The organism is Corynebacterium sp. A21 (assembly GCF_052266655.1).
Classification (GTDB): Bacteria; Actinomycetota; Actinomycetes; order Mycobacteriales; family Mycobacteriaceae; genus Corynebacterium.
In genome coordinates this window covers 179,289-206,273 of sequence record NZ_JBQPQY010000002.1, presented here as the reverse complement: position 1 = coordinate 206,273, position 26,985 = coordinate 179,289, and the positions used below count along the sequence as shown (strand labels likewise).

Below are 26,985 nucleotides of genomic sequence, written 5' to 3'. Positions count from 1 at the left end.
GTGCCTGCGTTGTCAGGCTGTCTCGAACACTCGGCTGACGATCACGGCATCCGGGTTCAGTTGCCCATAGGCGAACATCGTGCCCTGCCCCTTCCGCAATGAGTGCATCGCCTCCATCCCCTTTGAGCGGCAGGTCACGCGGACGTCCTGTTCTTGAATGATCCCTTCCGGCCCGAGGATCCGTTTCAGCCAGTCATGACCCCCTTCAATGACGTTGCCCAAGGTATTTCATCTGCCGGTGTTCCTCTGTGGGAGGACAGATTGCTTCCGCCTTCAACTCGGATATTGCCTTGGCTAGGGATGGTGCCTTGTCAGGCCCCGGGTTTTTGTGCTGTCTCGGTAGTTTTTGACAGTGGGTCTTAGGACTTAATGGACAGGGAGTCTCACGAGTTCCTGGACACGATGTCTCAGCAGTTTATGGACAGCATGTCTCATGACATGATGGACAGCAACGGTTCATTGTGTGAGCTATGGCTCTTTCCTCTTCGATGCATAGACGCATCGCCGAATTCGATCCCCTCACTGCCGGGACAACGATCAGCCAGTTCTGCAAGGACCAACAGATCAGCCGGCAAACGTTCTACAACATCCGCGACCGCGTCACAGAACTTGGTGACGCCGGTATCATCCCCGGTTCGACTGCACCGATCACACCACACCGACTCCACAATGACCAGGTCCGCGATCAGGTCGTGCCGCCCTGGGGAAGTTGCTCCTCATCAGCGGATGTCCGTGAGTGGGCACTGTGCTGGTGCAGGTTATCGCACCCGAACTGTGAGCCTGATCTGGGCATGTGCACCGAAGAGTGCTTTTCCCTTGGCCGGCAGGCTGAAGTACGTGGTCCACAGCCCGGGTTGAGGTGACTTGCCCTGCAGGGGTTCTCCGGTGGGTCGGTAATCCTCAAGGCGGGTGGTGATCTGTGAGACCCAGGTGGCCCAGGCCGCTGTTTTTCCGTTGTGTAGCGCGATATCGATGAGCAGGTCATCGTCGAAATCAGCAATCTGCTCCTGGTGATTGACGAAGTCGAAGATCCGGCCAAGTCCCTCGCGCTCCACGAGGGAGAAGATCCGCAACTTCAGAATGTAGCGGTTTTCATTGTGGCCGGACGGTCGAAGGGTGGAATCAGAGATCAGGAATGTAGTGACGAGAGGGTTGGGTTGGTCGCCATCGTCGCTGGGGGATGTGAGGATCACCGGGCAAAGATGGCGGGCTACCTGCTCGTGCATGAGGATACTCTGACCGCGAACCGAAGCTTCTACATCAGCCTGCCAGCTACGCTCCGGACCGCCGGGAAGACGTAGTCCCACCAGATCAGCGGTGGCCTCTAAATCACCGAAGAGAAACCGGCGGAGGTTCTGATATCCCGCTTCCGAATTGACGATGCCGTAGCGTCCGCTGTGGCTGCGGTGTACGAAGGCAAATCTGGCACCCGGAATATAGGCGCTTTCCGTCTGGACCAGGCCATCGCTTTTGGGGCCGACGGCCCAGGAAGAGACCCCCATCTCGAAGTCCCCGTGGTTGGTGCCTACCAGCGTGAAGATCCGGTCCTTGGGGAAGTCCTCATCGTCCATGAGCTGAGGTTTCCAGTCTCGGGGCCGGGGCCCGGCCGGGGAGGGGTTGAGATACTCCCACATTCGGTCCGGGCCGAAGATATCGGTACCTCGGATACCTGTCAGGTCGCGGAGTCTTTCAATCAAGCCGAAACCGACATCGAAATTGATCCCGCCGTGTGGGGTGGCATAGGTGAACAGTCGGTCGACATAGTCGGTGGCGTGGCCTGACTTGTCTGGAATGATCTTCTGGATCAGACACCGGCAGATCAAGCCACCCATGGAATGTGCCACCAGGTGAACTCGTGGAGCACCAGTTTTGGCACGGATAGTATCAATCAACTCCAGCAACCCCTGGGCGGCAGCCTCGATATTGAAGGGCTCACGCTGGTTACCACCGAATTCGGAGGCGGTGTCATAGAAGCGGTAGATCCAGATGGTGGGAGCCTCGACGGAGCCATCCTGCTGCCCCTGCAGCCAGCTTGTCTGGTTGCCATAGACGAAAAGCCGATAGTCATGGTCGATCATCAACCGGAGCAGGGGACTTTCGAACTGGTAGAAGCGGATCTTTCCCTCCACTCCGGCGCGGACGTAGGTGGACCCGGTGTTGAACCCGTAGAAGGGGTCCTCCACTGACTTATCCACAGTGCCCGGATCAGCGAATCCCCGCACGTAGATGATGGGTAGGCGTCGCGACTGTTCCATGACACATCTCCAAGCAAGCGGCTGATGAAGTTATGACGGGTGGGGTGGTCCAGGAGCCCGAAACCTCAATGGGAGGGCTGGTGGTGGCGGTATGGAGCGAGTGGGTTTGTTGGCAAAAGTATATCAGCGAACGATGGTTTCGAGAGGGGTTTCAGTGGAGTATCGCGGGCAACGTGCGAGATCTGCCTCCTGGCCTGCGGGAGCTGTGCTCCTCGCCGGGATTTCGGGGCGTCGATAAGCGTCGTGCTGGTTAGGTAGCGGAGTTCCGTGGTGGGAAACCTTTAGCTCAACATAGGTGAGACTTAATTGAATGAACATTAGAAAGACTTTAGATTAAATCTAGAAGCCATTTTGCATGCCTCCAGCCTGTGCTGACCATAGCCTGGGGGACACTATTTACATATCCATTTTCCAGGTGCATAACACGGAATTCAATAATTTCTCTCAGTACCGTGACAGTATGACCACTTATGAACACCCTTTCGGGGTCAAGACCGTCGTTGTTCCCTCTGCTGGCATGGGAACCAGGTTTCTGCCGGCGACCAAGACTGTTCCTAAGGAATTACTACCCGTCGTCGATACACCCGGCATTGAACTCATTGCTGAGGAAGCCTCCTGCCTGGGGGCATCACGCATGGTGATCATCACGTCCCCAGGAAAACCCGCACTGCTGGCCCATTTCGGGGACTTCCCGGAGCTGGTGGAGATCCTCACCGAACGTGGCAAGACCGAGCAGGTGGACAAGGTCCAGCGCGCCGGCAAACTGATCAGCCCCGTCGCAGTGGTACAGGAACACCCACTGGGACTGGGCCATGCGGTCGGACTGGCTGAGTCCGTGATGGATCCGGATGAGGAAGTCTTCGCGGTCATGCTGCCGGATGATCTGGTGCTGCCGATGGGTGTGATGGAGAAGATGGCACGGGTGCGAGCTGAACTAGGTGGTTCGGTGTTGTGCGCGTGCGTGGTGGAGTCCGATGAGGTCAGCAGCTACGGAGTATTCCAAGTCGAGGACATCGAGTCGACTGATGGGCTGCAGACCGACCGGGTTAAGCGGGTGGTGGGCATGGTGGAGAAACCGGACCCCGCCGAAGCTCCCTCGAACTACGTGGCCACCGGCAGGTACCTGTTGGACCGCGGGATCTTTGAGGCGCTGAAGCAGACCAAGCCAGGTAAGGGTGGCGAGATCCAGCTGACCGATGCCATCGAGCAGATGATCCGCGAAGGCCATCCGGTGCATGTCGTGGTCCATGAGGGCAAGCGCCATGACCTGGGAAATCCAGCCGGCTACATTTCTGCGGTGGTTGATTTCGGACTGGCGCACCCGACGTATGGCCCCGGATTGAAGAAGGCCCTAATTGCGCTGCTGGCCGAGCACCAGGCCGTCGAAGACCTCACGCTGAGGTCCTGAATGGGCAGAAGCTGGGGTGTCGGGGCGGGAAGCCTGCTGAACTGAATGCATGAAGATTTGAGAGGTTGGTGGGGTAGGGCGCCAACTCACCAAAGGAGCCCTGTGGGAGTAGCAACGTTCCGGGTGGACGCCGGCCAGGGCGTCTCGCGCCCGGCGGCCCGTTCCAGTACCCCAACAGCGGTGACTATCTTCTCATCGAGATGGATCTCGATAAAAGCCACGCTCGAGGGATCTTCGCTGACGGTATGGACATTGCAGTGATCCCTTTCTTAGGGGGACGACCGGTGATTGTCGCCCAGAATCGAGACAATATAGAGGTCGAGGTGGGCTATGTTTCACACGCGTTAATTCTGGGGGGAGCGTTGGGGTCCGGGCTTGACGTTACTGACTGACAGCTCTGAACTGCGTTTTTCATGCCGCTGGTATTGCTCGGTTGAATAGCGGGTATGCCGAGCTGGTCGACCCGATAACCCTGGCCTGGCAGAAGGTGCTCCGAGGTGTTCCTTATATCTCTCACTACTCCACACAGATCCTTATTGAATCAACAGCATTTGTTCATCTAATGATATTCTTATTGGGAGTATTTTCACATATCCCACTAATAGATCTGAGGAATAGAGATGAACAGGAAAAGTGATGATCAAGGGGATCATGGTGATCAGCCGCTGTACGGCGCACAGCAGCAATACGGCAATCCATCACCTCAAAGCGGTGGCATAAACCCCAATCAGGTAGGCCCTCTAGATGGAGGGACTCTGCAGTTGAGGAAGCCCTGGTATAAGAAAGGCAAAAGTATCGCCGGAGTTATAGCAGTACTCCTCGTCGTCGGGCTGGTAGGTAGTTGCAATTCAGAAAGCTCGGAGACCACAAACACTGCACAGACTTCATCGCCCGAGGTAACTCGGGCGGCATCCAGTACCTCTGAAACTCGGGCGGCATCCAGTACCTCTGAAACTCCATCAGAAGAGGAAGGTACATCTGAAGGGGAAACGCCAATAGAAACTTCTGCTGATGTATCCCCACAGGCAACCCAAGTGATAGAACAGCCACAGACTGAAGCATCGGCTGAACAAACGACCCGAGAGCAATCCGCAGTAGACAATATTTCATCGGGGAACAGGAACGCTTTACGTCAGGCGGAAAGCTATCTCAATTATTCCAGCTTCTCAGCCCCCGGTCTCTATGATCAGCTTATCTACGAGGGTTATCTGCCGGAGGAGGCTCAGTATGGAGTTGATAATGTAGCGGCCGATTGGAATGAACAAGCGCTCGGGTCCGCCAGTGACTACCTGGACTACTCGGGCTTTTCAGCGACAAGCCTCTATGACCAGCTCATCTATGAGGAATTCACTCCCGAACAGGCGCAGTATGGCATCGATAATGTGAATGCAGATTGGCTTGCTGAAGCAGTTGAGGCAGCAGAGAGCTATACGGACTACTCGGCGTTCTCTGCTTCTGGTCTTTATGACCAGCTCATCTATGAAGGATTCACTCCCGAACAAGCACAACATGGCGTAAATAGCGTTCAGTAGTTGTATGCGCAAATCTCGCTGGGCGACTAAAGGAGAGGGAATCTAGCCCATGTCCGCTCTCCTTAAATGTTGCACAGGGACAGGATGCTGACTATTGCGCCGTCTTCTCACTGAGGGGCAGGTCCCTGTGAGAAGAACTCATCAGCGCAACGCACTATCCCAACCCCACCAGCACAAATGAAACTGAGCCATCTGCGGTGACTGATAAATTTCAATGGCGTGTGCGGTTGTTTGAAAAACTGAGGGAATGTGGACTGTTTAGATGGTAAAACTGACCCATGACAACAGAGCTCTCAGTACCCGGACCGCGTTACTTCTCTGAGGGTCCTGTTCACTTGGCAATCGGACGTGAGGATGACGTCACAACCTGGGAAATTATCGGACATCCCTTTGCCGAACGGATTCCGCTCGGCGAGCTTGAAGCTAGCTTGAGTCATCTTAATTTCGAATTCAACAATCTCGCGGAAACCGTGGTTTCACTATCCGTAAATGACTCCGCTTCTCGATCCAAAAAATCAGCAGAACTCGATCCCGCAGTGAGCAATTTGATCGCAGAGGCGAGCGCAGTGTTTTGGAAGCTGCGGATGCAGGATATTTCGGATGCGACCGACGGACTACACCTGCCTGCTGTCAATGAACTTGGACGGTTCAACTTCAGTGGTGAACCCTTGCTCAATGAGTTACACGCAAGGCGCCGTCGCGAATCAAGTACCGAGGAAAGTGAGATTTCTCAGCTGGGTGAGGTCGTGAAGTCGCTCAGGGAAAAGATTTCCTTTGGTGCGGCGGGCTTGACCGCAGCTGAACCAGATGCGTTGCCGGAGATTTCAAAGAAGGCCTTGCAAGCTGATGGTTGGGCACACCAGATTGCTTTGTTGGTGGCTGCGGAGGAGTGCCTGGCGATAGATACTCTGGCCAAGGTTCGTGCCAGTAGGGGATTGGGTACGGAATCGGATTCGGAATTCCTCGCCTTTATGCTCGGGAATCGGCATCTGGATCTCCAGCTTGCGAGCAGTTTGGAGGATCTTCATCTGCGACTCGAGGCGTATGACCCTAACCTTTTAGAGAAGCTCAAGAACACACGGACCCTTCACCGCCTTAACGAGATACTTGAGCTGTCTTCTGCTTTCAAGGAAATGCGGCGAGGCAGTGCTAGTGATGATATCCCGGCGGAAGTCCCTGAAGAGTCTGAGGCCACGATAGTTGAGGATTTCAATGAGGAGGCGCTCGCCGCGGTTTTCGGTGAGCGCTTCGAGAAGATGCTCAAGTATGCCATTGAGCGAGTTGCTGAATTACGGGAGAAATACCCTCACGATGGTATTTCGGGGACTGAAACTCGATTGAGGCGGCTATTCCAGAGTGAAGCCTCTGGTCAGGTTATTGATAGGGAGATCCCTTCGGCGGATCTTCTGGATCTCACTGCGCTCTATGCCATGTCACTGGCAGTGCTCCGGGAGATACCCGTTGACGATCCGCAAAAGCGGAAGAAGCAGGCCAAGAAGCTTTCCATGGCGGTCAAGACGACTGAGCTAGCCAATAATGCTGTGACTCCTGAGATGGTGGCGAAGATCGTTCATATAACTCACCTCCAATTGGAGTTCTTCCTGACGAAGTTGGTCATCAATCCAGCAACGCCCTGGGGGAATGCCGCCAGCTTCGTTGTCCCAGTGTTCACAGGCGTGTTGAGGCGGATTGCTCGGGATAACTCTCCCGCAGCAATCGCTCAGGTTGCGATAACTTCGCTGCATGGCTCTATGCTTCGACTGCTGGCATTCGCGGTACACAAGAGCATGCACTAATCTCGAGAACCTCATCGCGCATTCCAGTCCAGCCATAACCATCCCCGCCGGCTAACCTCAGTTTCATGTCCTCCCTGTTCCCTTGGCAGCGACACAATCTCGCCGTCATAGACGAAGCCCTGCCCGGGGCGTTGATTCTCCGGGTGAGCACCCGAGACCCGCTGAGCACTCAAGACCACGCCACCCACGACCACGCCGTCACCTGGCAACAGCACCCGCCGGCACCTCGCCGACCCTGGACTCAGCCACCCCCGAGTCCCAGTCACCTCACGAATTCACGTGAAAAATCCGGGTTAGCTCCACACAGCTTTAACATCGAGCGAGTTCGCCCCGAAATGCTCCTAGATTAAACTGCAGGTGGATAGAATGAACGGCCACTATTTCTTGTGTGCTGCAGCAACGCAAAGGCTGAGTGAACAATGGCATATCAATATAGCGAATTAGGCTCGCATGAATTTGAAGCGCTAGCGACACGAGTTTTTTGTCGGATGCGCGACAGCGAACGATTCCAGCTTTTCCAAGTTGGTCCTGATCGTGGCATAGATGGGGTAGTCACACTAAACACAGCGGACGGTTCAGGAAAGCGGGTGATGATTCAAGCGAAAAATCATCGTAAATACAACAGTTCAGATGTTCTTCCAGACCTTGAAAAATTCCGACCAGATGAGTTCGATGAATACGTTCTGGCACATGCAGCAAGCCTGTCAGAAAATGCAGTGGATCGCATTCAACACCGATTTCAGGAATTATACGGTGACGCACCCATCACAGTGCTAGGGCAGCAAACCATTGAACAGGTCTTAAAAGAGCGAGAAAATAAGGGCATTCTCGAAAGTTTTCCGAAACTCTTTCTCAATTCTTTAATGGATCTCGACCACATCATCCACCGTGAAATTTGGGAGTACTCCCAAAACAAGATCAACGCACTGGAATCACAATCCCCACAACTTGTGGAAACCCAGGCATCACGCGAGATCGCCCAACGGTTGGTCGAGGAAAAAGTCTGCGTGGTCGCAGGCCCAGCGGGTATAGGTAAGACAGTTAGCACCTTTCTCGCAGCACAACGCATCATTGAAAAAGAGAAGACCAGCGGACTTGTCGAGTACTCGCAAATCTGCTTCGTACAAGACATCAAAGATATCTATAAAGTGTCACCCCGATTGAGTGGTGTGATATTTATCTTCGATGATTTTTTAGGAGATATCACTCTTAATCCCCAGATTCCTAACGGAAATTTCCGTCAGTTCGTGGATGCAATTGACAAAATACTGCAATCCAAACTAGATCGCCTGGTTTATATTTCGCGTGATTACATCCTGAAAGATCTTCAAGCTGCTCGTGAAGATGAGAAAGATGGTGCGCTATTTGACCGCATTCACCAGCTCGCGCTCGCTGACCGTCAAAGTCGCCTCGAAGTCTTTGCATCGCTTACGTCTCAAAGAATTCGCGAACTCCGCCAGATTTCCCCAGAGTACGTAACTGACTCCTTCAAGACGGCGATGATAAATAACCGAGAGTACGAGCAGTTATTAATATTGGAGTTCTTTAATCCTCGAGCTTTGTACACGGCACTGGGGAACGAAGAAAGACTCGACGGCACATCGCTGAATCGATTGAAAGAAGAAGTAGGAAATCCTCTTACCGCGATTAAGTCCGCTACGAAAAGCCTGACCGAAGATACGTTCCTTGTTCTGCGGGCAGTGTTTGTCTCTGAAAGTTTGACAGTTGAGAGCTTGCGTAAATTACACTTCAGCCGGAACATAGATTATCGTGAACTGCTTAGAGCCCTCGATGGGATTTGGGTGAATATTGCTTCCGATCACTACTCTTGGTTGGGCAGATCGAACAGGGTTAAAGACCCAACCGTCAGTCTTGCCAACCCTACAGTGAAAGAGTTTCTAGCCGAGCGCTTCCTTTCAACAGAAGCCGAGATCAACTACTCATTCGATATCGGCCGTAGATTAGGTGCTTACGCTGGTCTTGCCCAAGCGGTTCAAGATACTGACAGGCCTCTAGGGGAATTTGACTGTTTTGCGATTTGGGTGTTTCTCGATCGCTGCCTCGACGAGATGGAAAACAATGAGCTTAATCTCTGGGCCACCCCTGGCTTTCGTGCTCTGATTCTCTGGCTTGCTCGGAGCGATCAAGACTCAGAGTCGACAAGGCGGATCAAACAACAACTCCGAAAACAGGCTTTAGACCCGCACACATTATTTCGATATGAGTTCGACATCGAAGAATTCAAGATAATATTTGAATCTATCTTTGACGGTGATGCTTGGCCTGTCGATGAAGGAGTTATGTTATCGCGCCTAATTCTAGAGATACTGGAGAAATGTGGAAGCCCCGATGAGCTCGATGAATTTCGGAATTGGTTCGAAACTCTCAACAATGCGATAGTAGTGCAAGTGGATTTGATGGAATTCATTTCTGGTTCTGAAGAAACGTTCGTTGATATGATCAGGGACAACTGGGAGAACTTTGGAGACGTTCAAGAGATTAGCGATTATGTCTCTGATTTCCAGCGCTCACTCAGCCTCTTAGGGTATTCCAGTGATTTCATTGCCCTAGACCAACTTTGCGACGACTTTAGCGAATGGCAAGAACAGAATATGTTGGACAGGGCCGTATCAAAAGATGAAGGGCGAACTTTAGTCGAGCTTCTTGAATCCAGGAAGATTATTAACCAAGATGAAGATGGTCAGTTAGAACGCGAAGCATCCTTAGTTCGAGGAATGTTCGAGTAGGCCCTTCAAGTTTTGTCGAAGTAAAAAAATATCAGATGCGCGGGGATAGATAAGGGATGCTAGTTATTGGCGGTAAGGGCCGCAGGTGCTCCATTGTTAGGGACGTGCTTTTGGTAGCAGGGTTCTGATGATCCGGTAGCACTCGGATGAGCACACAGCAGAACCAGCGACAGATCCACATCGGTCAGGCCTGTCACCTAGAGCAGCCGGGCTCCGGATGCTTACCGCGGCACCCTCACCCTCCGCGACCTGGCCCACCGCGAACGCCAGCATCTCGCCTTGGCCACCGTGACCGTAGTGGAGATCGTCGGAATCAGCCTCAAGGGTCATCAGGGCTAACCGCACCACCAGGCACCGCGCCATATACCGCCACATACCCGGCCCAGGTATCCCCAGCACAACCCCTCTGAATCGATCACGAAAGCCCGGCAGCCACCAGAACACCGTTTGACTTGATGCGTTGACCTGCGCAAACTCGTTATTGTGAAGATCAATCCGCGTTCCTCCCGTACCCAGCACCCAGGCTCGCCGAAGCGACTCAGTGTCAAGGCAGTCGCCGCCACCCTAGTAGCCACCGCCCTTGTCCTCACCGGTTGTTCCGCCACCGGTGGGGCCCCGCGTAACACTGGCGGCGGTGAGGGTGGCGGGACTGTGGATACGCCGCGGTTGACGGTGTCCATGGTCAGCCATGGCGCGCCGGGGGATACCTTCTGGGATCTGGTGCGCAAGGGTGCGGAGGATGCCGCGCGGAAGAACAATATTGAGCTGCTCTATTCGGCTGATCCGCAGGTCCCCAACCAGGCGAACCTGATCCAGTCGGCCATTGATGCCGATGTGGATGGCCTGGCGGTGACCATGCCGAACGCGGATGCCCTGGGGCCCGCAGCCCAGCGGGCTGTCGATGCCGGCATCCCCGTGGTCGGTCTCAACGCCGGGATGGAGCGCTATCAGGACTTCGGGTTGAGTGGTTTCTTCGGCCAGGAGGAGAAGGTCGCCGGCACCCGTGCGGGGGAGCGATTGGCCACCGATGGTGCGAGTCACGTCCTTTGCGTGATCCACGAGCAGGGCAACTCTTCCCAGGAGGATCGCTGTGCCGGTGTCGCTGAGGGTGCAGGCAGTAGCACTGAGGTGGAGACCATCTACGTCAACGGCATGGACCTGACTTCGGTGCAGTCCACCCTGCAGGCGAAGCTCTCCCAGGACCCCTCGATCGACTGGGTCATGGGCCTGGTCGCCCCGGTTGCGATGACCGCCGTGAACTCGGTTGAGGGTGCGAATTCCCCGGCGAAGATCTCCACCTTCGACACTAATGCCCAGCTGGTGGATGCGATCAAGAATGAGCAGATCGAGTGGGCGATCGACCAGCAGCCCTACCTGCAGGGCTATCTGGCCATCGACGCCATCTGGCTCGCCCACCGCAACGGCAGCACCGTCGGTGGCGGCCGCCCCGTCTTCACCGGGCCGAGCTTTGTCGATGCCACTAACGTGGACACCATTGCCGAGGCCGCGAAGGAGGGCCTGCGGTGACCCAACTCAAGAACCTTGCCAAGCGCCCGGAGCTGACCAGCCTGCTCGGCGCGGTCATCATTTTCGTGCTCTTCATGGTGGTGGCCCCGGCCTTCCGCTCCTTTGATGCCTTTGCCACCGTGCTCTATGCCAGCTCCACCATCGGCATCATGGCCATTGCCGTGGGCTTGCTGATGATCGGTGATGAGTTTGACCTCTCCACCGGTGTCGCCGTGACCACCGCGGCGCTGGCCGCGACAATGCTCAACTACAACCTCTGGCTGAACTCCTGGGTCGGTGCGTTGATCTCGCTGTTGATCTCGCTGGCCATCGGTTTCTTCAACGGCTACCTGGTGACCAAGACCAAGATCGCCTCCTTCCTGATCACCCTGGCTGCCTTCCTCATGCTCCAGGGGCTGAACCTCGCGATCACCAAGATGATCACCGGGGCGGTAGCCACCCCGATCATCTCGGACATGGAGGGCTTCGGCTCCGCGAAGGCCGTGTTCGCCAGTAGCGTCAGCATCTTCGGTGTGAACGTCCAGATCACCGTTTTCTGGTGGATCCTCTTCGTGGCCTTGGGCAGCTACCTGCTCTACAAGACCAAGTTCGGCAACTGGATCTTCGCGGTCGGCGGCGATGAGGAGGCCTCCCGCGCGGTGGGTGTGCCTGTCAAGCGGGTGAAGATCACCCTGTTTATGTTCGTCGGTTTCGCCGCCTGGTTCCTCGGCATGCACAACCTGTTCATGTTCGATTCCATCCAGGCCGGCCAGGGCGTGGGCAATGAGTTCCTCTACATCATCGCCGCCGTGATCGGCGGTTGTTCGATGACCGGTGGCCGTGGCACCGTGATCGGTACCGCCATCGGAGCCCTGATCTTCGGCATGGTCAACCAGGGCATCGTCTACGCCGGCTGGAACCCGGACTGGTTCATGTTCTTCCTCGGCGGCATGCTGCTCTTTGCGGTGCTGTCCAACAACAGCTTCGAGAAGTTCAACAAGGAGAGGTCATGACGGCATTGATCCAGCTGGAGGGAATCTCCAAGGACTACGGCGCCTTCCGCGCGCTCTCGGACATCAACCTCTCCGTCGCAGAGGGTGAGGTGACCTGCGTGCTCGGCGACAACGGTGCCGGCAAGTCCACCCTGATCAAGATCCTCTCCGGGCTGCACCCGGCCTCGGCGGGCACGATGACAGTGGGTGGGGAAGAAGTCCGCTTTACGACGCCCCGCCAGGCCATCGACGCCGGCATCGCCACCGTCTACCAGGATCTGGCCGTAGTCGGCCAGATGAGCGTGTGGCGCAACTTCTTCCTCGGCCAGGAGCTCACCGGATTTCTGGGCAAGCTCCGTGAGGCGGAGATGAAGCAGATCGCCGATGAGCAGCTACGCGAGATGGGCATTGAACTGCGCAATGTGGATGTCCCCGTGGCTTCGCTCTCCGGTGGTCAGCGCCAGGTGGTGGCCATTGCCCGAGCCATCTACTTCGGTGCCCGAGTGTTGATCCTGGATGAGCCGACGGCCGCACTGGGTGTGAAGCAGTCCGGGATGGTGCTCAAGTTCATTGCCGCGGCCCGGGACCGGGGGATCGGGGTCATCTTCATCACCCACAACCCGCACCACGCCTACCTGGTGGGCAACCACTTCATCATCTTGAACCTGGGGGAGCGGGTGCTCGATGCCTCCCGCGCTGAGGTCACTCTCGATGAGCTGACCCTGCAGATGGCTGGTGGGGGAGAGCTGGATGCGTTGGGGCACGAGTTGAGGGGTTAACAGCAATCCCCATTGCTGGTTTTTCAACCTCAAGTGTGGTATAAAAAGTGGAAGTAGTTGAATTTATCCCATGGAGGTCAAATGTCCCCGGCAAAAGCTGTTGTAAGTCCCCAAAGGGAACCTGACATTGATGAGGAATTGGCGAGATACGGACTTACCTGGGAGATTGTCCAGAATGCTGTTGTGGAAGCGCTTGAACGAGGGGGCGACAGCTTCTTGAACGCTTTACCTTCTACCCGTGGCACGCTGATTTATCACACGATGTTTGGAGTGCTCAATAATCAGCTTGCTCCCAGTGGGTGGATTGTCAATTCTAAGCATTGCAAGATGTTGTCCCCTGAAAAGGATTTCTACTTTTCACCTAAGAGTGCAACTGGGGTAGCGGCCCCTCAGTTCGGCCCGCCAAGATTGGATCTGCGTATTAGTTCGCTCGCAGCGCAAGCGCTAAATGCAAATTCAGATTCAGAATTGCAAGGTGCGCTTCCTTTGGAAGGGGTGACGAAGAAGGAATCGCTCGCTGCCCCCATACGACACGTGTATCTCATGATTGAGTGTGTGGACGAGAATAGCGTTCGACTGGAACTCGGGGAGCCGTTGAATGTAAGCGATTCTGGAATTGTTGATCAATGGGCGCGCCGAATTATTCTTCCAACGGTTAGTAGGGCGGGTATTACGACGTCATTTGGGGATGAGGACGATTATGAATTCGGATTTGGGATTGAACCTCGCTGAGGGCTTTGAACCTTCAAGGCTTCGTGTTGCTCGTTTAAGAAATGGCAAAACGATGAAGGCTTTCAGTGAGGACTCTGGAGTCAGTATCCGCTCGCTCAGCAATTTTGAGAAGGGCCAGGGTGCGCCCCCAAGTCCGAAGACGATATCTAGCCTTGCAGTAGCTTTAGAGGTTCAGCCAGATTTTTTTAATGGTGAACCTTTAGAAGTGCCAACTATTGGCGCAGTTAGCTTCCGAAAACTCACTAAGACAAGTGCAAAGCAGCGGGACGCTGCATTGGCTAATTCAACTCTCGTCATAGAGCTATTTCGTTTGATAAGTGAGCGGTTTGTTCTTCCCCACGCTGAGTTGCCAACGTTTGAAAATGTTCGACCTTCAGATGCTGCTTACCGTTTGAGGGCCGAATGGGGACTTGGAGAACGGCCAATTAGCAATCTTCTTGCCCTTCTTGAGTCTAAAGGTATTAGAGTTGCTGCCATTCTTCCAGGGCAAAGAGAAATTGATGCATTTTGTTTTGAGCGAGATGGCGAGAAATTTATTCTTTTGAATACTGGGAAGTCTGGTGAGCGACAACGTTTTGATCTCGCTCATGAGTTAGGTCATTTTATTCTTCATTCAAAGGATGACCTATCGACTTCGGAGTCAAAAGAAAGGGAAAAAGAAGCCAATGAATTTGCCGCCGCCTTCTTAATGCCTGCGGCACGAGTATTCGCTCAGAATCTGAGGGCCGCAACCATTGATGACATTCACGAGGCGAAGTCTTATTGGAAGGTTTCGGCAATGGCGATGACGCACCGTCTTGGTGAACTCGGTTTACTTTCAGAATGGCAGTATAGAAACGCTATGGTTCAACTCTCTCGAGCGGGATATAGGAGTGCTGAACCAGGGGGAATTGTTCCAGAGCGTTCCGTAATGCTTCCACAAGTGCTGTATGGGAAGTCGACCAAGCTTGGATTGTCAGAGATCGCTGCGCAGCTCAAGCTACCGAGAAAAGAAGTGGCAACTTGGCTAAATGGATTGCTGCCCCTTGTATTTGAAGGGGGTGCAACAGGTTCCCCGAGGGAGCTTCAAGAATCTGTTACTAAACGAACTGGTAGTGGGGAAAGCAGTCGACTTAGGCTAGTTTAGCTGTTCGAGGACTATATTTAATTTTCTAGTTGTGAAACTGGTATAGATCTATATTCAGTCGGCCTGGGTAGAGTTCCACAAGACTATGGAGACGCGATCTCTTAGGGGAGACTGTCGGCGAGCCGTCGCTGACTGAGGGGATTCTACATGCGCTGGCAGCGAGGGGGTGGTGAGTGCTTATCGACGACGCGGTAGCAGTGCGATGCGGCAGCGCCCAGGCTTTGAGCTTGGCGCTGGGTGGAATTGTTAAAGAAACGGTTAAGCAGCAAGTGTGCCGGCGCTGCCGGTTGTAGAAGATCTTGATCCAGCCGAGGCCGTAGATCTGGGGAGTCCTATTCTTAATTAGTTGCTGCGAGCAACCGAGCATGAACATTCGCAGCGACTTCGTAGATTTTCTCGACATAACCATCACGTTGCTTATGCTGAGTGCCTTTGAGGCCGTCAGCAGATTCTAGGCCGGCAATCGGAGAGTGAACGTCCTGCGCCGTTGCGGGCATGGAATGCATGTGCGGAACATGCCCGAGCAGGTGCTCGACCTCAGGTTGTCCGAGGTTTTCTGAGATGCGTCGAGCTTCATCCCTAAACTTGCCGCGAAAGCGCTCAAAGGCAGCAACTAGCTGTTCTTGACCATTAGCTTTCTTCTTCACATACTCGAGCGTGGTGTACCCGAGATAGAAGAGCTTATGGTCGCCTTGACCGTGCAGACGCAGCTTCCGAGTCTTTGACTTAACGTCGGTGGCGTAGGAGTTCCATTGCGCAAGGTTGCCTTCTGACATCTCGCTGTATTCGGTAATCCAATTGACCCGCGCTTATTTCGGGAACCGGAGTTATGGTGAAGCGGATACCCAGAAAACCAGTACCATTTACCTGCGCGCGTCATCAACCTTGCTCTCTTCAATCTTCCTGCAGCTAAAATTGGGGAGGTGAGTTATCACAATGTCGATCGTGTGTCCGTTGATGTCTCAGAAGTGGTATAACCAATCTTTGTGAACTTCATCATGACTCGAAGGCCAAGCAAGCGAACATCAGAAGTCTGTTGCCGAACTATTGGGCTAGTTTCTGGTCAGCGCATGACTCACTGGATGGCATGCTGCGGGCGGGTAGATGGTACTGGGTACCGGCATTCTGGCTATCCGGGATGCGTGCGTTACTCGTATGAATCAAGCGCTCTACCACTCGTGCCCCTTGATCCCGGCCAACGCCTTATGGCGTTCCACTAACCCGTTGTTTTCCCGGGAATAGGGCGGGTAAGGCCCTATTCCCGTGAAAAGAACGGGTTAAGAGTTGTGAGAATTGGTCAAATACTCATAGAGCCCCTGTTCTACAGGCGAAGCCAGTTTGAGGTCCATGGTTACGACATCAAGCTGGGTGCCATCGTTTCCGGGCATTTTCTTCTGTTCCTGATTCTGGGAATCCACCTGACCTATGTAATAGAAGTCTTTACCCTCCGCATCATCCTTCTTAACGAAAAGGTGGAGATCTAGCTCATTATTGAAGATGGGCTGGAGTTCAGCACTCTTCAAAGTTCGTTTGCTCTTGGTATACCAGTGCATTGTTTGAGGGTCGGTAAATTCGTCTCCGTACTTGGTGCTTTCAGAGACTTCCTCATCCTTGTGGTACGTCACAAAGATCGGCATGGTCGCCGTAGTGGAATCTTTCTTATATCCAAATAGCGTGCTTTGGTGATCACTTGGCCAGTTTAGGAGCCAGCAAACTTCCTTCCGGGAGTACATCGCTCCGGGCTTGAGTTCCCCAGACCAAAAGCCACGTTCTCGAGAAAGGAAAAGCCCTGTTTCGATGATGTCATCGACGTGACTGCTAAATGTTTCAGCCGAGCTGTGGCTTGTTCTTGGAGGAGCGAAGTAGAGATCGCGAAATGCCGGACTGAGCTCAAAGGTGTTGCCGGATTTCACTATCAAGGGCTGGTTTCCATACTTCTTAGACTGTGCCTTGGTATAGAACTCTAAAGAGAGTATGCGCTCGATCGAGCTCAGCGTGTGTTCCGATCGCGTGGTCCCCTTAGAATCCAACAACTCGATATAAGTGAACACTCTGACCGAGGATTGCTCAATGAGCTCCTTGATGAGGAGAAGTTCATGAGGACGCTTACCCGAAAGCAGCTCGGTGGACAGGAATGTCAGCACAGCAGATTCTTCTGGAGTCGGCCCATTGTCAACAAAGTTGAGAGACTTGAGCAGTTGCCAATAGTTTCTTAACGCAGGTCCCGTCTCATACTCTGCGGCCAATAGAACTGGATCAACAGTGTCAAAGCGAGCAAAGTCGAATAGCTTGGGAACCCGACCTAAGCGCTGCTGTAACTGGACGATGTCGCCTTTAAAGACCTGCTTCCCAGTGAGTTTTGCCTTGCTGAGCGACTCCAGAATTCGCGCTTGTGCGATCTGATCAAAGTTCACGCTGGACACTCCAGCAATAGTGTTGGTGGAGTTATTGTCCAAAAGATTCTTGCGAATTGAATCCTTGTTTCTTGAGTTATCTCCGAATAATGCGACGGGGATGAGGTAGTTATTTTGATAGTTGCCGATGAAGTCGATAACTCGGAGATGGTCCTTGCCGGCTGCCTTGCGCAGTCCGCGACCAAGCTGCTGGGTAAAGATGATGCTGGACTGAGTGCCTCGAAGCATAACCACCTGATTGACGGGTGGGATGTCGATGCCTTCGTTGAAGATATCGACAGACAGGATGTAGTCGAGCTGGCCGCCTTCAAGTTCTCTTACGACTGCTTCACGCACATCATTGGAGTCATCACCGGTGAGGACCTTAGTGCGAAGCTTCTGTCCGTTCAGCGTGGACTCATTGAGGAGGCGGGAAAGCTCATAGGCCTCGCTCTTCTTGCTGCAGAACATCAGTCCCTTGACGCTAGTGGGATGTCCGTATTTACGCAGGGTGCGGAGGATATGAACTACGCGCTCTTCAGAGACCAATCGAGATAACTGAGCAACATCATCAATGGTCTCGTTATCTTCACTGGTGAAATCGGTGACGCCGTAGTAGTGGAAGGGGACAAGCATTTTTGCTTCGAGAGCCTCATGAAGTCGAATCTCATAGGGCACGTTGTAATCAAAGAGTTCGAATACGTTGAATCCATCGGTGCGCTCGGGAGTTCCAGTCAACCCAAGCAGGTACTTCGGGGAGAAATGATCGATAATCTGACGGTAGCTTTCGGCGCCTGACCGGTGAACCTCATCAATGATTATGTAGTCGAATTCCTCGGGATCGAGAGAATTAAGGGTGGCTTCGCGGGAAAGTGTCTGGACCATTGCGAAGACATATTTGCGATCGATTTGGCGAAGGTTGCCGACCAGCTTGCCGAATTTCTCTGCGGGTTCTTCGAGAACTCGTTGGAATTCGGAGATTGCTTTGTTGAGTATCTGTTCGCGATGGACAATGAACAGCATCTTCTTCGGCTGGACGGCGCGCACCGCTAGCGCAGCGAGAATAGTTTTACCGGTACCAGTTGCAGAAATGACGACAGCTTTGCTTTCGCCCTGATCACGTAACTCTCGAAGTGCTTCCAGTGCTTTGGATTGCATTTCATTAGGAACGATTTTGCCGTCGACTGGCATATCGAGGGTGCTATCACCGCCAGCAACACGCACTGGGCGGAAAGTGCGATTGCGCTCGTAGTTGATAATCCACTCTTCGCTAAGCGGAAGGGAGCGGTCCTTTTGTCGCTGTATTGCGTCATTGAGTTGGTAGGCGATATCTCCGTCGGGGAGAGCTGAGAAACGCAGGTTCCATTCCTGATTAACCAGAAGAGCGTTGTCGGTTAGGTTTGAGCTGCCGATGATGGCAGTAATTCCCTCCTCGCGGTGAAAAATATAGCCCTTTGCATGGAAGCCGCGGTCAGCATCCTCATGAATGTAGACGTTGATATTTTCCAGCAGTAGCAATTCTCTAAAAGCTGCTGGATCATTGAAATCCAAGTAGTTGGAAGTGATGATCTCGCCGGTCCCCGGAAACTCAAGGAGTGCTTCTTTGAGCAGCGCAATACCTCGGGGACTGATGAAGGCCACCGAGAAAATAAATTGCTTCGCTCGAGACAATTCCTGACGAATGGCGTGGAGCATCTTGTGCTCATCGCTATTTGCAATGAGCAGAGGATTCAGAATCTGGTCAGATCTAACTGCAGCATTGAGAAAGCCGAATTCTGTATCTCTTCTCAAAGAAGAGCTATCTGCCATCATTTAGCCGAGCTGCTTAGCAATCAGTTCTACTGCTGGAATATCAGCCGGAGCCCACTCCAAGGAGTGCAACTCATCGGCGGATAACCAGCGAACTTCCTCGTGCTCAGTGAGCTGTGGTTCGCCGTTTTGAACAGTGCAGTAATACGTGGAGAGCACAACGATGCCGAAGTCATATTCATGCTCTGTGGTGGTGATGAATTCCCCAATTGAAGCATCAATAAGGAGCTCTTCTTGGAGCTCACGGGCTAGTGATTCCTCAGGAGTTTCACCGGCTTCGATCTTGCCGCCGGGAAACTCCCAGTAGCCTGCCAGCGCTTTACCGGGACCGCGACGAGCAGCAAGAATCTTATTGCCGTCGGTAAGTACAGCTCCGGTCACGTTAATGCGCTTTTTCATTTATGCTCCCAAATCTCAGTAGAAAACTCCTGTTCAGGCTAACACGTAGGGGATATCCTACTGGCTGTGATAATCAATATTTGAGTCGATCGCAGCGAAAGTTGGAGCTGTAGATCGGTTCGAGTGTGAACGTGTTCTTAGCGGGACAGTGAGCTGACCACGTGGGTGGAGATCGCGTCGTCGATAAGCCGTGCCGCGGCTTTCGCTGTGCGAGCGTCGAGGTCGAAGGAAGGGTTGAGCTCCACGACGTCGATAAGTTTCAGATGGCCGGTAGCGGCCAAGGCCATGGCGATTGCGCGGATGTGTGACATGGGCACGCCGAGGGTGGCGGGCGAGCTGACTCCCGGGGCCTCGTGGGCGGGGAGGACATCGAGATCGATGCTCAGGTGGAGGTTTTTGAACGCAGGGACCGTCTTGAACACGACCTCGGCAGCTTTGAGGGGGGAGAGCATAGCGATCTCATCATCATTGATCACCATCGCATCCAGGGCGATTGCGGTGGCGTGCAGGGCCTCGGTGTTGCCGGGGCGGGAGATCCCGATGACGGTGTAGTCGAAACCCTCTGGATCCAGGTCCGCGATCTGCTTGAAAGGGGTATCGGAGGAAGGTTCCTCCGCAGTACGAAGGTCGAAGTGGGCATCCAGGTTCACGATCGAAGCACTGTGCAGCGCGCGGCGAAGGCCCAAGTGGGAGCCGAAGGCTGCCTCATGGCCACCACCAAGGACGATGGGGAGGTGGCCCGCCTGGATTAGCGCAGCGACGGCCGTTGCTAGCTCTTCCTGAGCGCTCTCCAGATCCTCTCCGTTGACGGTAATGGTGCCGGCATCGTAGCGCGGGATGTGGTCGTGGATAGCGAAGGGGGCCAGCGCCCGGCGGATCGCATCGGGACCTGCTTTGGTGCCCAGTCGGCCGCTGTCACGGCGCACGCCCTCATCGGAAGCAAGGCCGATCAGGGCGATACCGGGGGAGCGTGCGGCGGGCTTGTTCAGTGGACGGATGACCGAATGCCAGCGGGCATGCTCGGGACCAGGGCCGTCGTTGGGGCCCGCCCAGATCTCAGGGGGAAGCTCTGGGGGAAACTGGTGGTTCATGCTCCATAGGTTACGAGGAATTCGGCTCGCGAGCAGGGCAGTGACCTGCCGTCGGGCTCAGATTGCAAACAGGAGCGAGCAGACATGCCCCAGATCCCCGAAGCACGCAACACGCTGTTCATCTTCACCTGCTGAGCACTCTCGGGGTGCCGATCTCCGCGGCCCGGATCCGCTCCGAATTTGAACTGCTGTGTTCCACGGTCTATCACTGGCTCGGCGGGATGGAGGTCGCTGGCTACGTAGTGGGACTGCCCGAGGGGCAGGTCTTTTGCCTGGGGTTGGTGGCCTACACCCTCTTGAATGCATGCACCACCCAGCAGCAGGTGGAGCGCCTCGGCGCGAAACTGGTGGACAAGGCAGGCCGCCGAGATGGTCGGCGGTTCCGCTCACATCTCCCGGATGACGGGCTCGAAGATTCGCTACCTCAACGAGCACCGTTCGTCGGGAACTCCTTCGCTGGTCCACCCCGGTAGGCGTGCGGCTGCAATCCCCGCGCACCGCCTTCGGAAATGCGATGTTCGCCGCATTGACTGAGATGGGGGCCAAGGCGGCGTTCGACACCGCGGATACCGTCGGTGAGATCTGGCGGGAGTTCCGGCAGGAGCTGGTTGCGATCCAGGAACAGGGGTTCGTCGAGGAGGTGGAGATGTCAGCCATGGGCACCGCAGTTTCTCGGTGGCGGTGCGGTCGCGGAGGATTTAAAGGGGTTGAATAGGGGAGTGTTTCCTCGAGTCCAGGCGATGGGGATCCGTGGATCCATTTCAGGTGGGGTCAGCTATTGGGGTACTTGAAATGATCTGATTCATTGCAGTAGCAATAGTCAAGTAATATTTAGCTGATATTACCATTCACAGAGATTGAAATGAGCCTTAATGAGCATTCTCCCTCGACCCGATGGCCCCCAGGGATCTCAGAATCCGACATCTAACCGGGAAAATAGCCCAGGTTCTGAATTTACCGGATTGGGACAATCGGCAGACTTCCCTAGTGTCGGTGCGACCTTCGCAGCAAAGGAAGGCGTCCATCCATCAGAGAACTATGGGCAGGTGGCCGAGGCCCCAACTTCTGCGCAGACTCCGGATATGCCTGCCAGTGCAGGTTTAAAGCCTCGAAACTTGGTACTCCTCATTGCCAAATATGTCCTGGCGTGCATTTCATTAGGACTCGGGGTCTTATTAGTATTTTCCGGTTGTGATTCGAATTTTACCGCCACCAAGAGTGGGAGACTTACTGCCATTTTGTTTGGCTTGGTCTTCGCGGTTCCTGCCGTTTGGTTTCTCGTTTGCGAAGTGATTGACAAGTACAAGATCCCGAAGACTGGCCGCCGGTTGAAGCGCTTCTCCTGGATTTCGGTGCTGGCTTCCGTAGTGTTCCTTGGGACGTTCTTTCTGACTCCGGAAGAGGGTAGCGGTAGTCACCTGGCCAGCACAGGAGCCTTCCAGGCAGTCCTAGCGGCTCACACTGAAGCGCAGGAGAACTGCTTTGACCTGGTTTTAAGCCACGCCAAATACCCCGCTAGTGCGCAGGTCGCTGAATCAGAAAGTGCCATCAGCGTGGCTACCTCCGGCCAGTTAGTGGTTCATTCATTTGCGGGAATCGCCTATTTTCCAAATCAGTTCGGCGTCTTGAGTGAGATGGAATTTCTTTGCGAGCGGAAGCAGGATGCTCGTGGCGTTGTTGGAACTGCTGCTGAAGCCGAGTTGACCTATCAGAGTGTGGACGTTGAAGAGGTTGAGTACTTCGCCACCGCTCCAGATACCCGCCCCACAGAGATTTCGGAGACTGTGGATACCGACGATATTCTTGGCTTCGATAATGCGGAGACACAGCCTCAAAGTGTTTATGTGTTCATCGAGAATACTGAGGAATCCGAATCCTAGTTTCGGTATGTTGAAGGTGCTCTATTATGTACTTTCGTGAGCCGAATTTTGCGGGGCAATTAATGGTGGGGAGCTTCGTCTAGCAACATGAATCTGCTGCGCCGGAATCTCCACGTTCTGCTCATCCAGCTGCCCCTACACCTTCCGCCGGACGGTGGTCTGATGATGTACGACCAAATGACCACGGGTTCCTCAATTTACATCGCTACCCAGGGCACCTTCCAGGGCAACTACGAAACCTTCGCTGCCAAGCGATTCAATGGCTCGCTCAGGGGAACCATCACCTTGACCGGTAGCTGCGGCGGCGTGGGCGATGCCCAGCCGCTGGTCGTGACGCTGAACGGTGGCGTCTGCATCATGGTTGACGTGGATACTTCCTGCCTCGAGCGCCGCCGCGGCAAGCGATATCTCAATGAGATCGCGCCCTCCCTTGGGTCCCACCATCGAGTGTGCCGGCCAGGCCAAGGCCACAGGTGAAGCTGTGTCCAGCGGTGTAGTGGGCAACGTCGTCGCAATCTTCCCCGAACTGCTGAATCGCCACCACGTCGGCGAGATCACCAGGTATCACCGCTCCTTTGAGTTTGCCAGCTTCGTCCCGCCTGTATTCACCCGCTATCCTGCGAGGGTCGAGGACCCCTTCCCGGGGATACGGAAGGCATTCGCGCCACCGATGGGGCCATAAAGGAGTTCCTTCTCGAGAATGAACACCAGCACACCGCTGGATCGATGCGGAAGGGGAGTACGTGGAGTTCGAGGGCCTGCTGGCTCGGATGAAAGTCATCAACTCTTTGTCCGCTGATTGAGAAAGCCAAGACCAGACAGCTGTTCAATTAGCTGGTTGCCGAGGGCAAGTTCAAGACTCTGATCGGCATCAGCCGCGACCACCTGGACTCCGCGGTTCGGTGGCCTCGCCCTACCGCGAGACTGAGGCCAAGCTCGAAGGCTCGGACGTGATCGCCGACTGGCCGCTGCTCAATGTCCTAATGTCGCCTGCCCGAGTGCTACCTGGGTTTCCCTCCACCACGGCAGCGGGAGATGGTCATTCTACTGGGCGGAACACCTCCGCCGCCTCCACCAACTTCGCTGGTCACCTGCACGCATCAACACTCGCACTGCGGGATACATAAGTCTCGGTTAATATTCACAGCGTCTCAAAACCCTCTACAAAGGTGCTATTTATTTAGCAGATGAAGGTTTTGTGGACCATGCATGCCTGGTTTTGGGGGCAACTCCCTAAGGCGTCAATAAACCTATTGATCAATCGGTAGAAATTGGTTCCGGGTGAAGGCCACGGAGCCGATTTCGGTGAGGACAAAAGCGAGATGAGCATGAACCAAGGATTCAACCGTCGCGGATTTCTGAAGGCCTCCGGCGTGGCAACTGCTGCCGCCACGCTGGCCGCACTGATGGGAACCACCGCACACGCAGCCGAGGGACGTCTGCAGGGCAAGGACACCATGCAGGCTCCGAATAACGGTGGCTATGGTCCGCTGCAGCCGGCACCGGGTGGGGAACTGCTCCTGCCCGCCGGTTTCACCTACGTGGCCATCGGTCACACCGGCACCCCGATGAGCGATGGCACCCCGACCCCGGGTATGCACGACGGCATGGCGGCTTTCGCTGGTGTCGGCGGCATGATCAACCTGGTCCGCAACCATGAGAACTCCCAGGGCGCAGCCTTCGGTGGAAACAGCTACGATCCGGCAGCTGCCGGCGGTACCACCAACCTCGTCTTCGATCCCTCCAAGATGGAACTGGTGGCCACCCACCCCTCCCTGACCGGCACCATCCGCAACTGTGCCGGTGGCCCGACCCCGGCCGGCACCTGGCTGACCTGTGAGGAAACCTTCACCGGTCTCGATGTTGCACACCCGCACGGCTACATCTTCGAGGTGCCGGCGGACGCCACCTCGCCGGTTGATCCCGTCCCGCTCAAGGCGATGGGCCGCTTCACCCACGAGGCCATCGCCGTGGATCCGGAGACCGGCATCATCTACGAGACTGAGGACCGTGGCACCTCCGGCTTCTACCGCTTCATCCCCAATGACCGCGACAACCTGGTCGCCGGTGGCCAGCTCCAGATGATGGCCATCAAGGCACGCTCGCAGTATGACACCCGCTTCAGCCAGCGGGTGGCCAAGCCGCTGCCCGTCGAGTGGGTCGACATCAACGATCCGGATCCGGACAGCTCCGACAGCCTGGCCGTGTTCAAGCAGGGCTGGGAGCAGGGCGGCGCCGTCTTCGACCGCCTCGAGGGCGCCTGGTACGGCGAGGGCTCGATCTACATCAACTCCACCAGCGGTGGCGACGCCGGCCTGGGCCAGGTCTGGCGTTACACCCCGCGCGGCAACTCCGGCGGCCAGCTTGAGCTGGTCTACGAGTCCACCGATCCCGAGGTTCTGGAAAGCCCGGATAACCTGTGTGTCTCCCCGAACACCGGTGGCCTGGTGCTCTGCGAGGACGGCAGCAGCAAGGACCTCCTGCGCGGCATCACCCCGGACGGCAAGATCTTCGACCTGGCTGAGCTGAACTCCAATAGCAGCAGCGAGCTCGCCGGTGCCACCTTCAGCCCGGACGGCAAGATCCTCTTCTTCAACGTCCAGACCCCGGGTATCACCTACGCCATCACCGGCCCCTGGGAGAACGGCGCGCTCTAAGACTGCTTGAGCAGCCTTATCGCCCCAGGCACCGACACGAGAACACCGCCCGAATCACTTCGGGCGGTGTTCTCGTGTCTCAGGGCTCAGCGGCTCAGCACCGGGTGGTTCGCGGGCGTCGATAAGCGTTGTCTAGCGGACCACGCGCCGGGCCCACATGGACAGGCCCTCAAGGGCGAGGGTGACCGCGATGATCATGATCAGCATGTAGGTCACCGTGTCGAAAGCCATGACCCTCGAGGCATTGAGCAGATAGAAGCCGATACCACCGGCACCGACGATGCCCAGGAGGGTGGCGGCGCGGATATTGTTGTCCAGCTGGTAAATCACGTGCGCCACGAAGGAGGGCATCGCCTGCCGGAATGTCGCCGTGAAGAACACCTGGGTGCGGTTGGCGCCGTTGGCACGCAGCGCCTCCTGCACGTCGGTATCGGTCTCCTCGATGGAGTCGGCCAGTAGCTTGGAGAGCAGACCGATCGAACCGATGGCCAAGGCGATGGCACCCGGCACGGGGCCGAGACCGGTGATCACGATCAGGATGATGGCCAGGATCAGATCCGGGATCGCGCGGATACAGACGATCACCCCGCGGAAGAAGCCCTGAACCCGCGCACTGCCGGACACATTCTTGGCTGCCAGAATACCGATCGGGATGGAGAGGACTGAACCCATCAGGGTGGCGGCCAGCCCGATCTGGATGGTCTCAAGCATGGCCAGCCACAGCGTCGGACCCAGGTCGCCATCGGAGGGCGGGAAGAACAGACCGATGGTGTGCGGGACCGTCGACAAGCGTGAGAAGGGGTCATTGGAGAACATATCGGCACCGATGGCCGCCAGTGCAACGAGCACACCGAGCGTGACCAGGTAAAGAACCCGACGGATTCGGCCCGCAGTCCAATGAGGGCTGACCTGGATCGCACCAGCTGGGGTGCGGGGCACCTCGTAGCCCAGCACAATTTTCCCGGACTTCTCCGCGGAGGCGGTGGTGCGGCCACGCAGCCGGTCGGCAGACTTCCAGAAGACCCCGTAGAAGCCCTGGGACTTGGCCGTGTCCTTGCCCAGGAGAGCCGCACGAGCGGAACCGGAGACCATCTCCGTGATCAGGCAAAGCACCAGGACGATCAGTGCCCAGGCGATGCCCTCGGAGTAGTTACGGGTGTTCAGGCTGTTGGAGATCTCCATGCCGATGCCGGTGACGCCGACATAGCCGAGGATCACGCTGGCCCGGAGGTTGACATCGAAGCGGTGCAGTGCGGTGGCGATCAGCTGCGGCATCAACTGCGGAATGATCGCAGTGATGACGAACTGGGCCCGCCCCGCTCCAGCGGCCCGCAGCGCCTCACTGGGACCCGGATCGACCTGCTCAATGGCATCGGCATAGAGCTTGGCCACCATGCCGATGGAACCGATACCCAGCGCCAGTACACCAGGCAGGCCACCGAGGCCGAAGATACGGAAGAACAGGATCGCCAGCACCAGGTCCGGGATCGCACGCGTGACGACGATCAGAGCACGCGAGGTCAGGCGCGCTCCATTGCCGGTGGTGGTGTTCGAGGCCGCGAATACCGCGAGCGGGATGCTCAGGAGCACGGCTAGGACCGTGGCCAAAAAGACGATGGCCAGGGTAGTCAGCGTGGCTTCCAGGATCTCGCCGAAGCTCGGGAAATCCAGCGGGAAGATATCGGCGATGAAATCCACGGCGTTGTTGAAGGAATCGACGAACGTGGCGAGGTTGATCTTCAGGTCCCACACGGACCAGGCCGCCGCGGCGAAGATAACCAGGAGGACGATGCGCAGCAGGTTGCTCTCCAACGAAGGGCGGGGCTTCGTCGGGACCTGAGTGGCGGAACTGCGCGGGGCAGCCGAAAGGGAAGTGGTCATGT

At 55.6% G+C, this 26,985-nt stretch carries 19 protein-coding genes and 2 pseudogenes; 14 read left to right on the top strand and 7 right to left on the bottom strand.

The window, feature by feature from the left end; genetic code table 11:
* Positions 1-12: 12 nt before the first annotated feature.
* Together ACTU46_RS05050 and ACTU46_RS05045 are read right to left on the bottom strand one after the other, a co-directional pair.
* Positions 13-313: pseudogene (locus tag ACTU46_RS05050) on the bottom strand (DDE-type integrase/transposase/recombinase); the annotation flags it as partial.
* A gap of 445 nt (positions 314-758) precedes the next feature.
* Positions 759-2,255, bottom strand: coding sequence for an esterase/lipase family protein (locus tag ACTU46_RS05045; RefSeq protein ID WP_443379946.1), 1,497 nt, complete (start codon positions 2,253-2,255; stop codon positions 759-761).
* Between the two features lie 460 nt (positions 2,256-2,715).
* Here ACTU46_RS05045 and ACTU46_RS05040 point away from each other — a divergent pair, with 460 nt between their 5' ends.
* The 9 genes from ACTU46_RS05040 to ACTU46_RS05000 all read left to right on the top strand — a co-directional run bounded on the left by ACTU46_RS05040 (position 2,716) and on the right by ACTU46_RS05000 (position 14,873).
* Complete coding sequence (locus ACTU46_RS05040) at positions 2,716-3,663, top strand: UTP--glucose-1-phosphate uridylyltransferase (protein WP_443379943.1); 948 nt, start codon at positions 2,716-2,718, stop codon at positions 3,661-3,663.
* A gap of 620 nt (positions 3,664-4,283) precedes the next feature.
* Complete coding sequence (locus tag ACTU46_RS05035) at positions 4,284-5,195, top strand: Ltp family lipoprotein (RefSeq protein ID WP_443379940.1); 912 nt, start codon at positions 4,284-4,286, stop codon at positions 5,193-5,195.
* A 278-nt stretch (positions 5,196-5,473) separates the two neighbouring features.
* A complete protein-coding gene (locus ACTU46_RS05030) occupies positions 5,474-6,991 on the top strand; it encodes a hypothetical protein (RefSeq protein WP_443379937.1) in 1,518 nt (505 codons plus the stop codon).
* Positions 6,992-7,410: 419 nt separating this feature from the next.
* Positions 7,411-9,738 carry an nSTAND3 domain-containing NTPase gene (locus ACTU46_RS05025; RefSeq protein ID WP_443379934.1) on the top strand — a complete coding sequence of 776 codons (2,328 nt, stop codon included), beginning with the start codon at positions 7,411-7,413 and terminating at the stop codon, positions 9,736-9,738.
* A gap of 489 nt (positions 9,739-10,227) precedes the next feature.
* Positions 10,228-11,265, top strand: coding sequence for a substrate-binding domain-containing protein (locus tag ACTU46_RS05020; protein ID WP_443380401.1), 1,038 nt, complete (start codon positions 10,228-10,230; stop codon positions 11,263-11,265).
* Positions 11,262-12,257, top strand: coding sequence for an ABC transporter permease (locus ACTU46_RS05015; RefSeq protein WP_443379931.1), 996 nt, complete (start codon positions 11,262-11,264; stop codon positions 12,255-12,257). The genes ACTU46_RS05020 and ACTU46_RS05015 overlap by 4 nt, the downstream gene beginning before the upstream one ends.
* The gene (locus tag ACTU46_RS05010; protein WP_443379928.1) at positions 12,254-13,015 is read left to right on the top strand and encodes an ATP-binding cassette domain-containing protein; all 762 of its coding nucleotides are present in this window, start codon (positions 12,254-12,256) and stop codon (positions 13,013-13,015) included. Before ACTU46_RS05015 ends, ACTU46_RS05010 begins: the two co-directional genes overlap by 4 nt.
* A gap of 81 nt (positions 13,016-13,096) precedes the next feature.
* Entirely contained in the window at positions 13,097-13,747 is a 651-nt protein-coding gene (locus ACTU46_RS05005) for a hypothetical protein (protein ID WP_443379926.1), read from the top strand.
* On the top strand, positions 13,716-14,873 hold the full coding sequence (locus ACTU46_RS05000; RefSeq protein WP_443379923.1) for an ImmA/IrrE family metallo-endopeptidase: 1,158 nt from the start codon (positions 13,716-13,718) through the stop codon (positions 14,871-14,873). Before ACTU46_RS05005 ends, ACTU46_RS05000 begins: the two co-directional genes overlap by 32 nt.
* A gap of 338 nt (positions 14,874-15,211) precedes the next feature.
* Here ACTU46_RS05000 and ACTU46_RS04995 read toward each other — a convergent pair whose 3' ends face one another.
* From ACTU46_RS04995 to hutG, 4 genes are all read right to left on the bottom strand, one after another.
* Entirely contained in the window at positions 15,212-15,649 is a 438-nt protein-coding gene (locus tag ACTU46_RS04995) for a hypothetical protein (RefSeq protein ID WP_443379920.1), read from the bottom strand.
* 501 nt (positions 15,650-16,150) lie between these two features.
* The gene (locus ACTU46_RS04990) at positions 16,151-19,078 is read right to left on the bottom strand and encodes a DEAD/DEAH box helicase (protein ID WP_443379917.1); all 2,928 of its coding nucleotides are present in this window, start codon (positions 19,076-19,078) and stop codon (positions 16,151-16,153) included.
* On the bottom strand, positions 19,079-19,474 hold the full coding sequence (locus ACTU46_RS04985; protein ID WP_443379915.1) for a (deoxy)nucleoside triphosphate pyrophosphohydrolase: 396 nt from the start codon (positions 19,472-19,474) through the stop codon (positions 19,079-19,081).
* A 137-nt stretch (positions 19,475-19,611) separates the two neighbouring features.
* On the bottom strand, positions 19,612-20,565 hold the full coding sequence (gene hutG / locus ACTU46_RS04980) for a formimidoylglutamase (protein WP_443379912.1): 954 nt from the start codon (positions 20,563-20,565) through the stop codon (positions 19,612-19,614).
* A gap of 146 nt (positions 20,566-20,711) precedes the next feature.
* Here hutG and ACTU46_RS04975 point away from each other — a divergent pair, with 146 nt between their 5' ends.
* The 5 genes and pseudogenes from ACTU46_RS04975 (at position 20,712) to ACTU46_RS04955 (ending at position 25,102) form a co-directional block, all read left to right on the top strand.
* The gene (locus tag ACTU46_RS04975) at positions 20,712-21,038 is read left to right on the top strand and encodes a hypothetical protein (protein ID WP_443379909.1); all 327 of its coding nucleotides are present in this window, start codon (positions 20,712-20,714) and stop codon (positions 21,036-21,038) included.
* Positions 21,039-21,040: 2 nt separating this feature from the next.
* Complete coding sequence (locus tag ACTU46_RS04970) at positions 21,041-21,280, top strand: hypothetical protein (protein ID WP_443379906.1); 240 nt, start codon at positions 21,041-21,043, stop codon at positions 21,278-21,280.
* A gap of 157 nt (positions 21,281-21,437) precedes the next feature.
* Entirely contained in the window at positions 21,438-22,445 is a 1,008-nt protein-coding gene (locus ACTU46_RS04965) for a hypothetical protein (protein ID WP_443379903.1), read from the top strand.
* A gap of 150 nt (positions 22,446-22,595) precedes the next feature.
* Positions 22,596-23,428, top strand: a pseudogene (locus ACTU46_RS04960) (urocanate hydratase); the annotation flags it as partial.
* Between the two features lie 339 nt (positions 23,429-23,767).
* The gene (locus tag ACTU46_RS04955) at positions 23,768-25,102 is read left to right on the top strand and encodes an alkaline phosphatase PhoX (RefSeq protein ID WP_443379901.1); all 1,335 of its coding nucleotides are present in this window, start codon (positions 23,768-23,770) and stop codon (positions 25,100-25,102) included.
* A 132-nt stretch (positions 25,103-25,234) separates the two neighbouring features.
* On the opposite strand, the gene phnE is transcribed toward ACTU46_RS04955, so the two are convergent.
* Positions 25,235-26,983, bottom strand: a complete 1,749-nt coding sequence (gene phnE, locus ACTU46_RS04950; protein ID WP_443379898.1) for a phosphonate ABC transporter, permease protein PhnE — start codon at positions 26,981-26,983, stop codon at positions 25,235-25,237.
* Between the last annotated feature and the right edge of the window lie 2 nt (positions 26,984-26,985).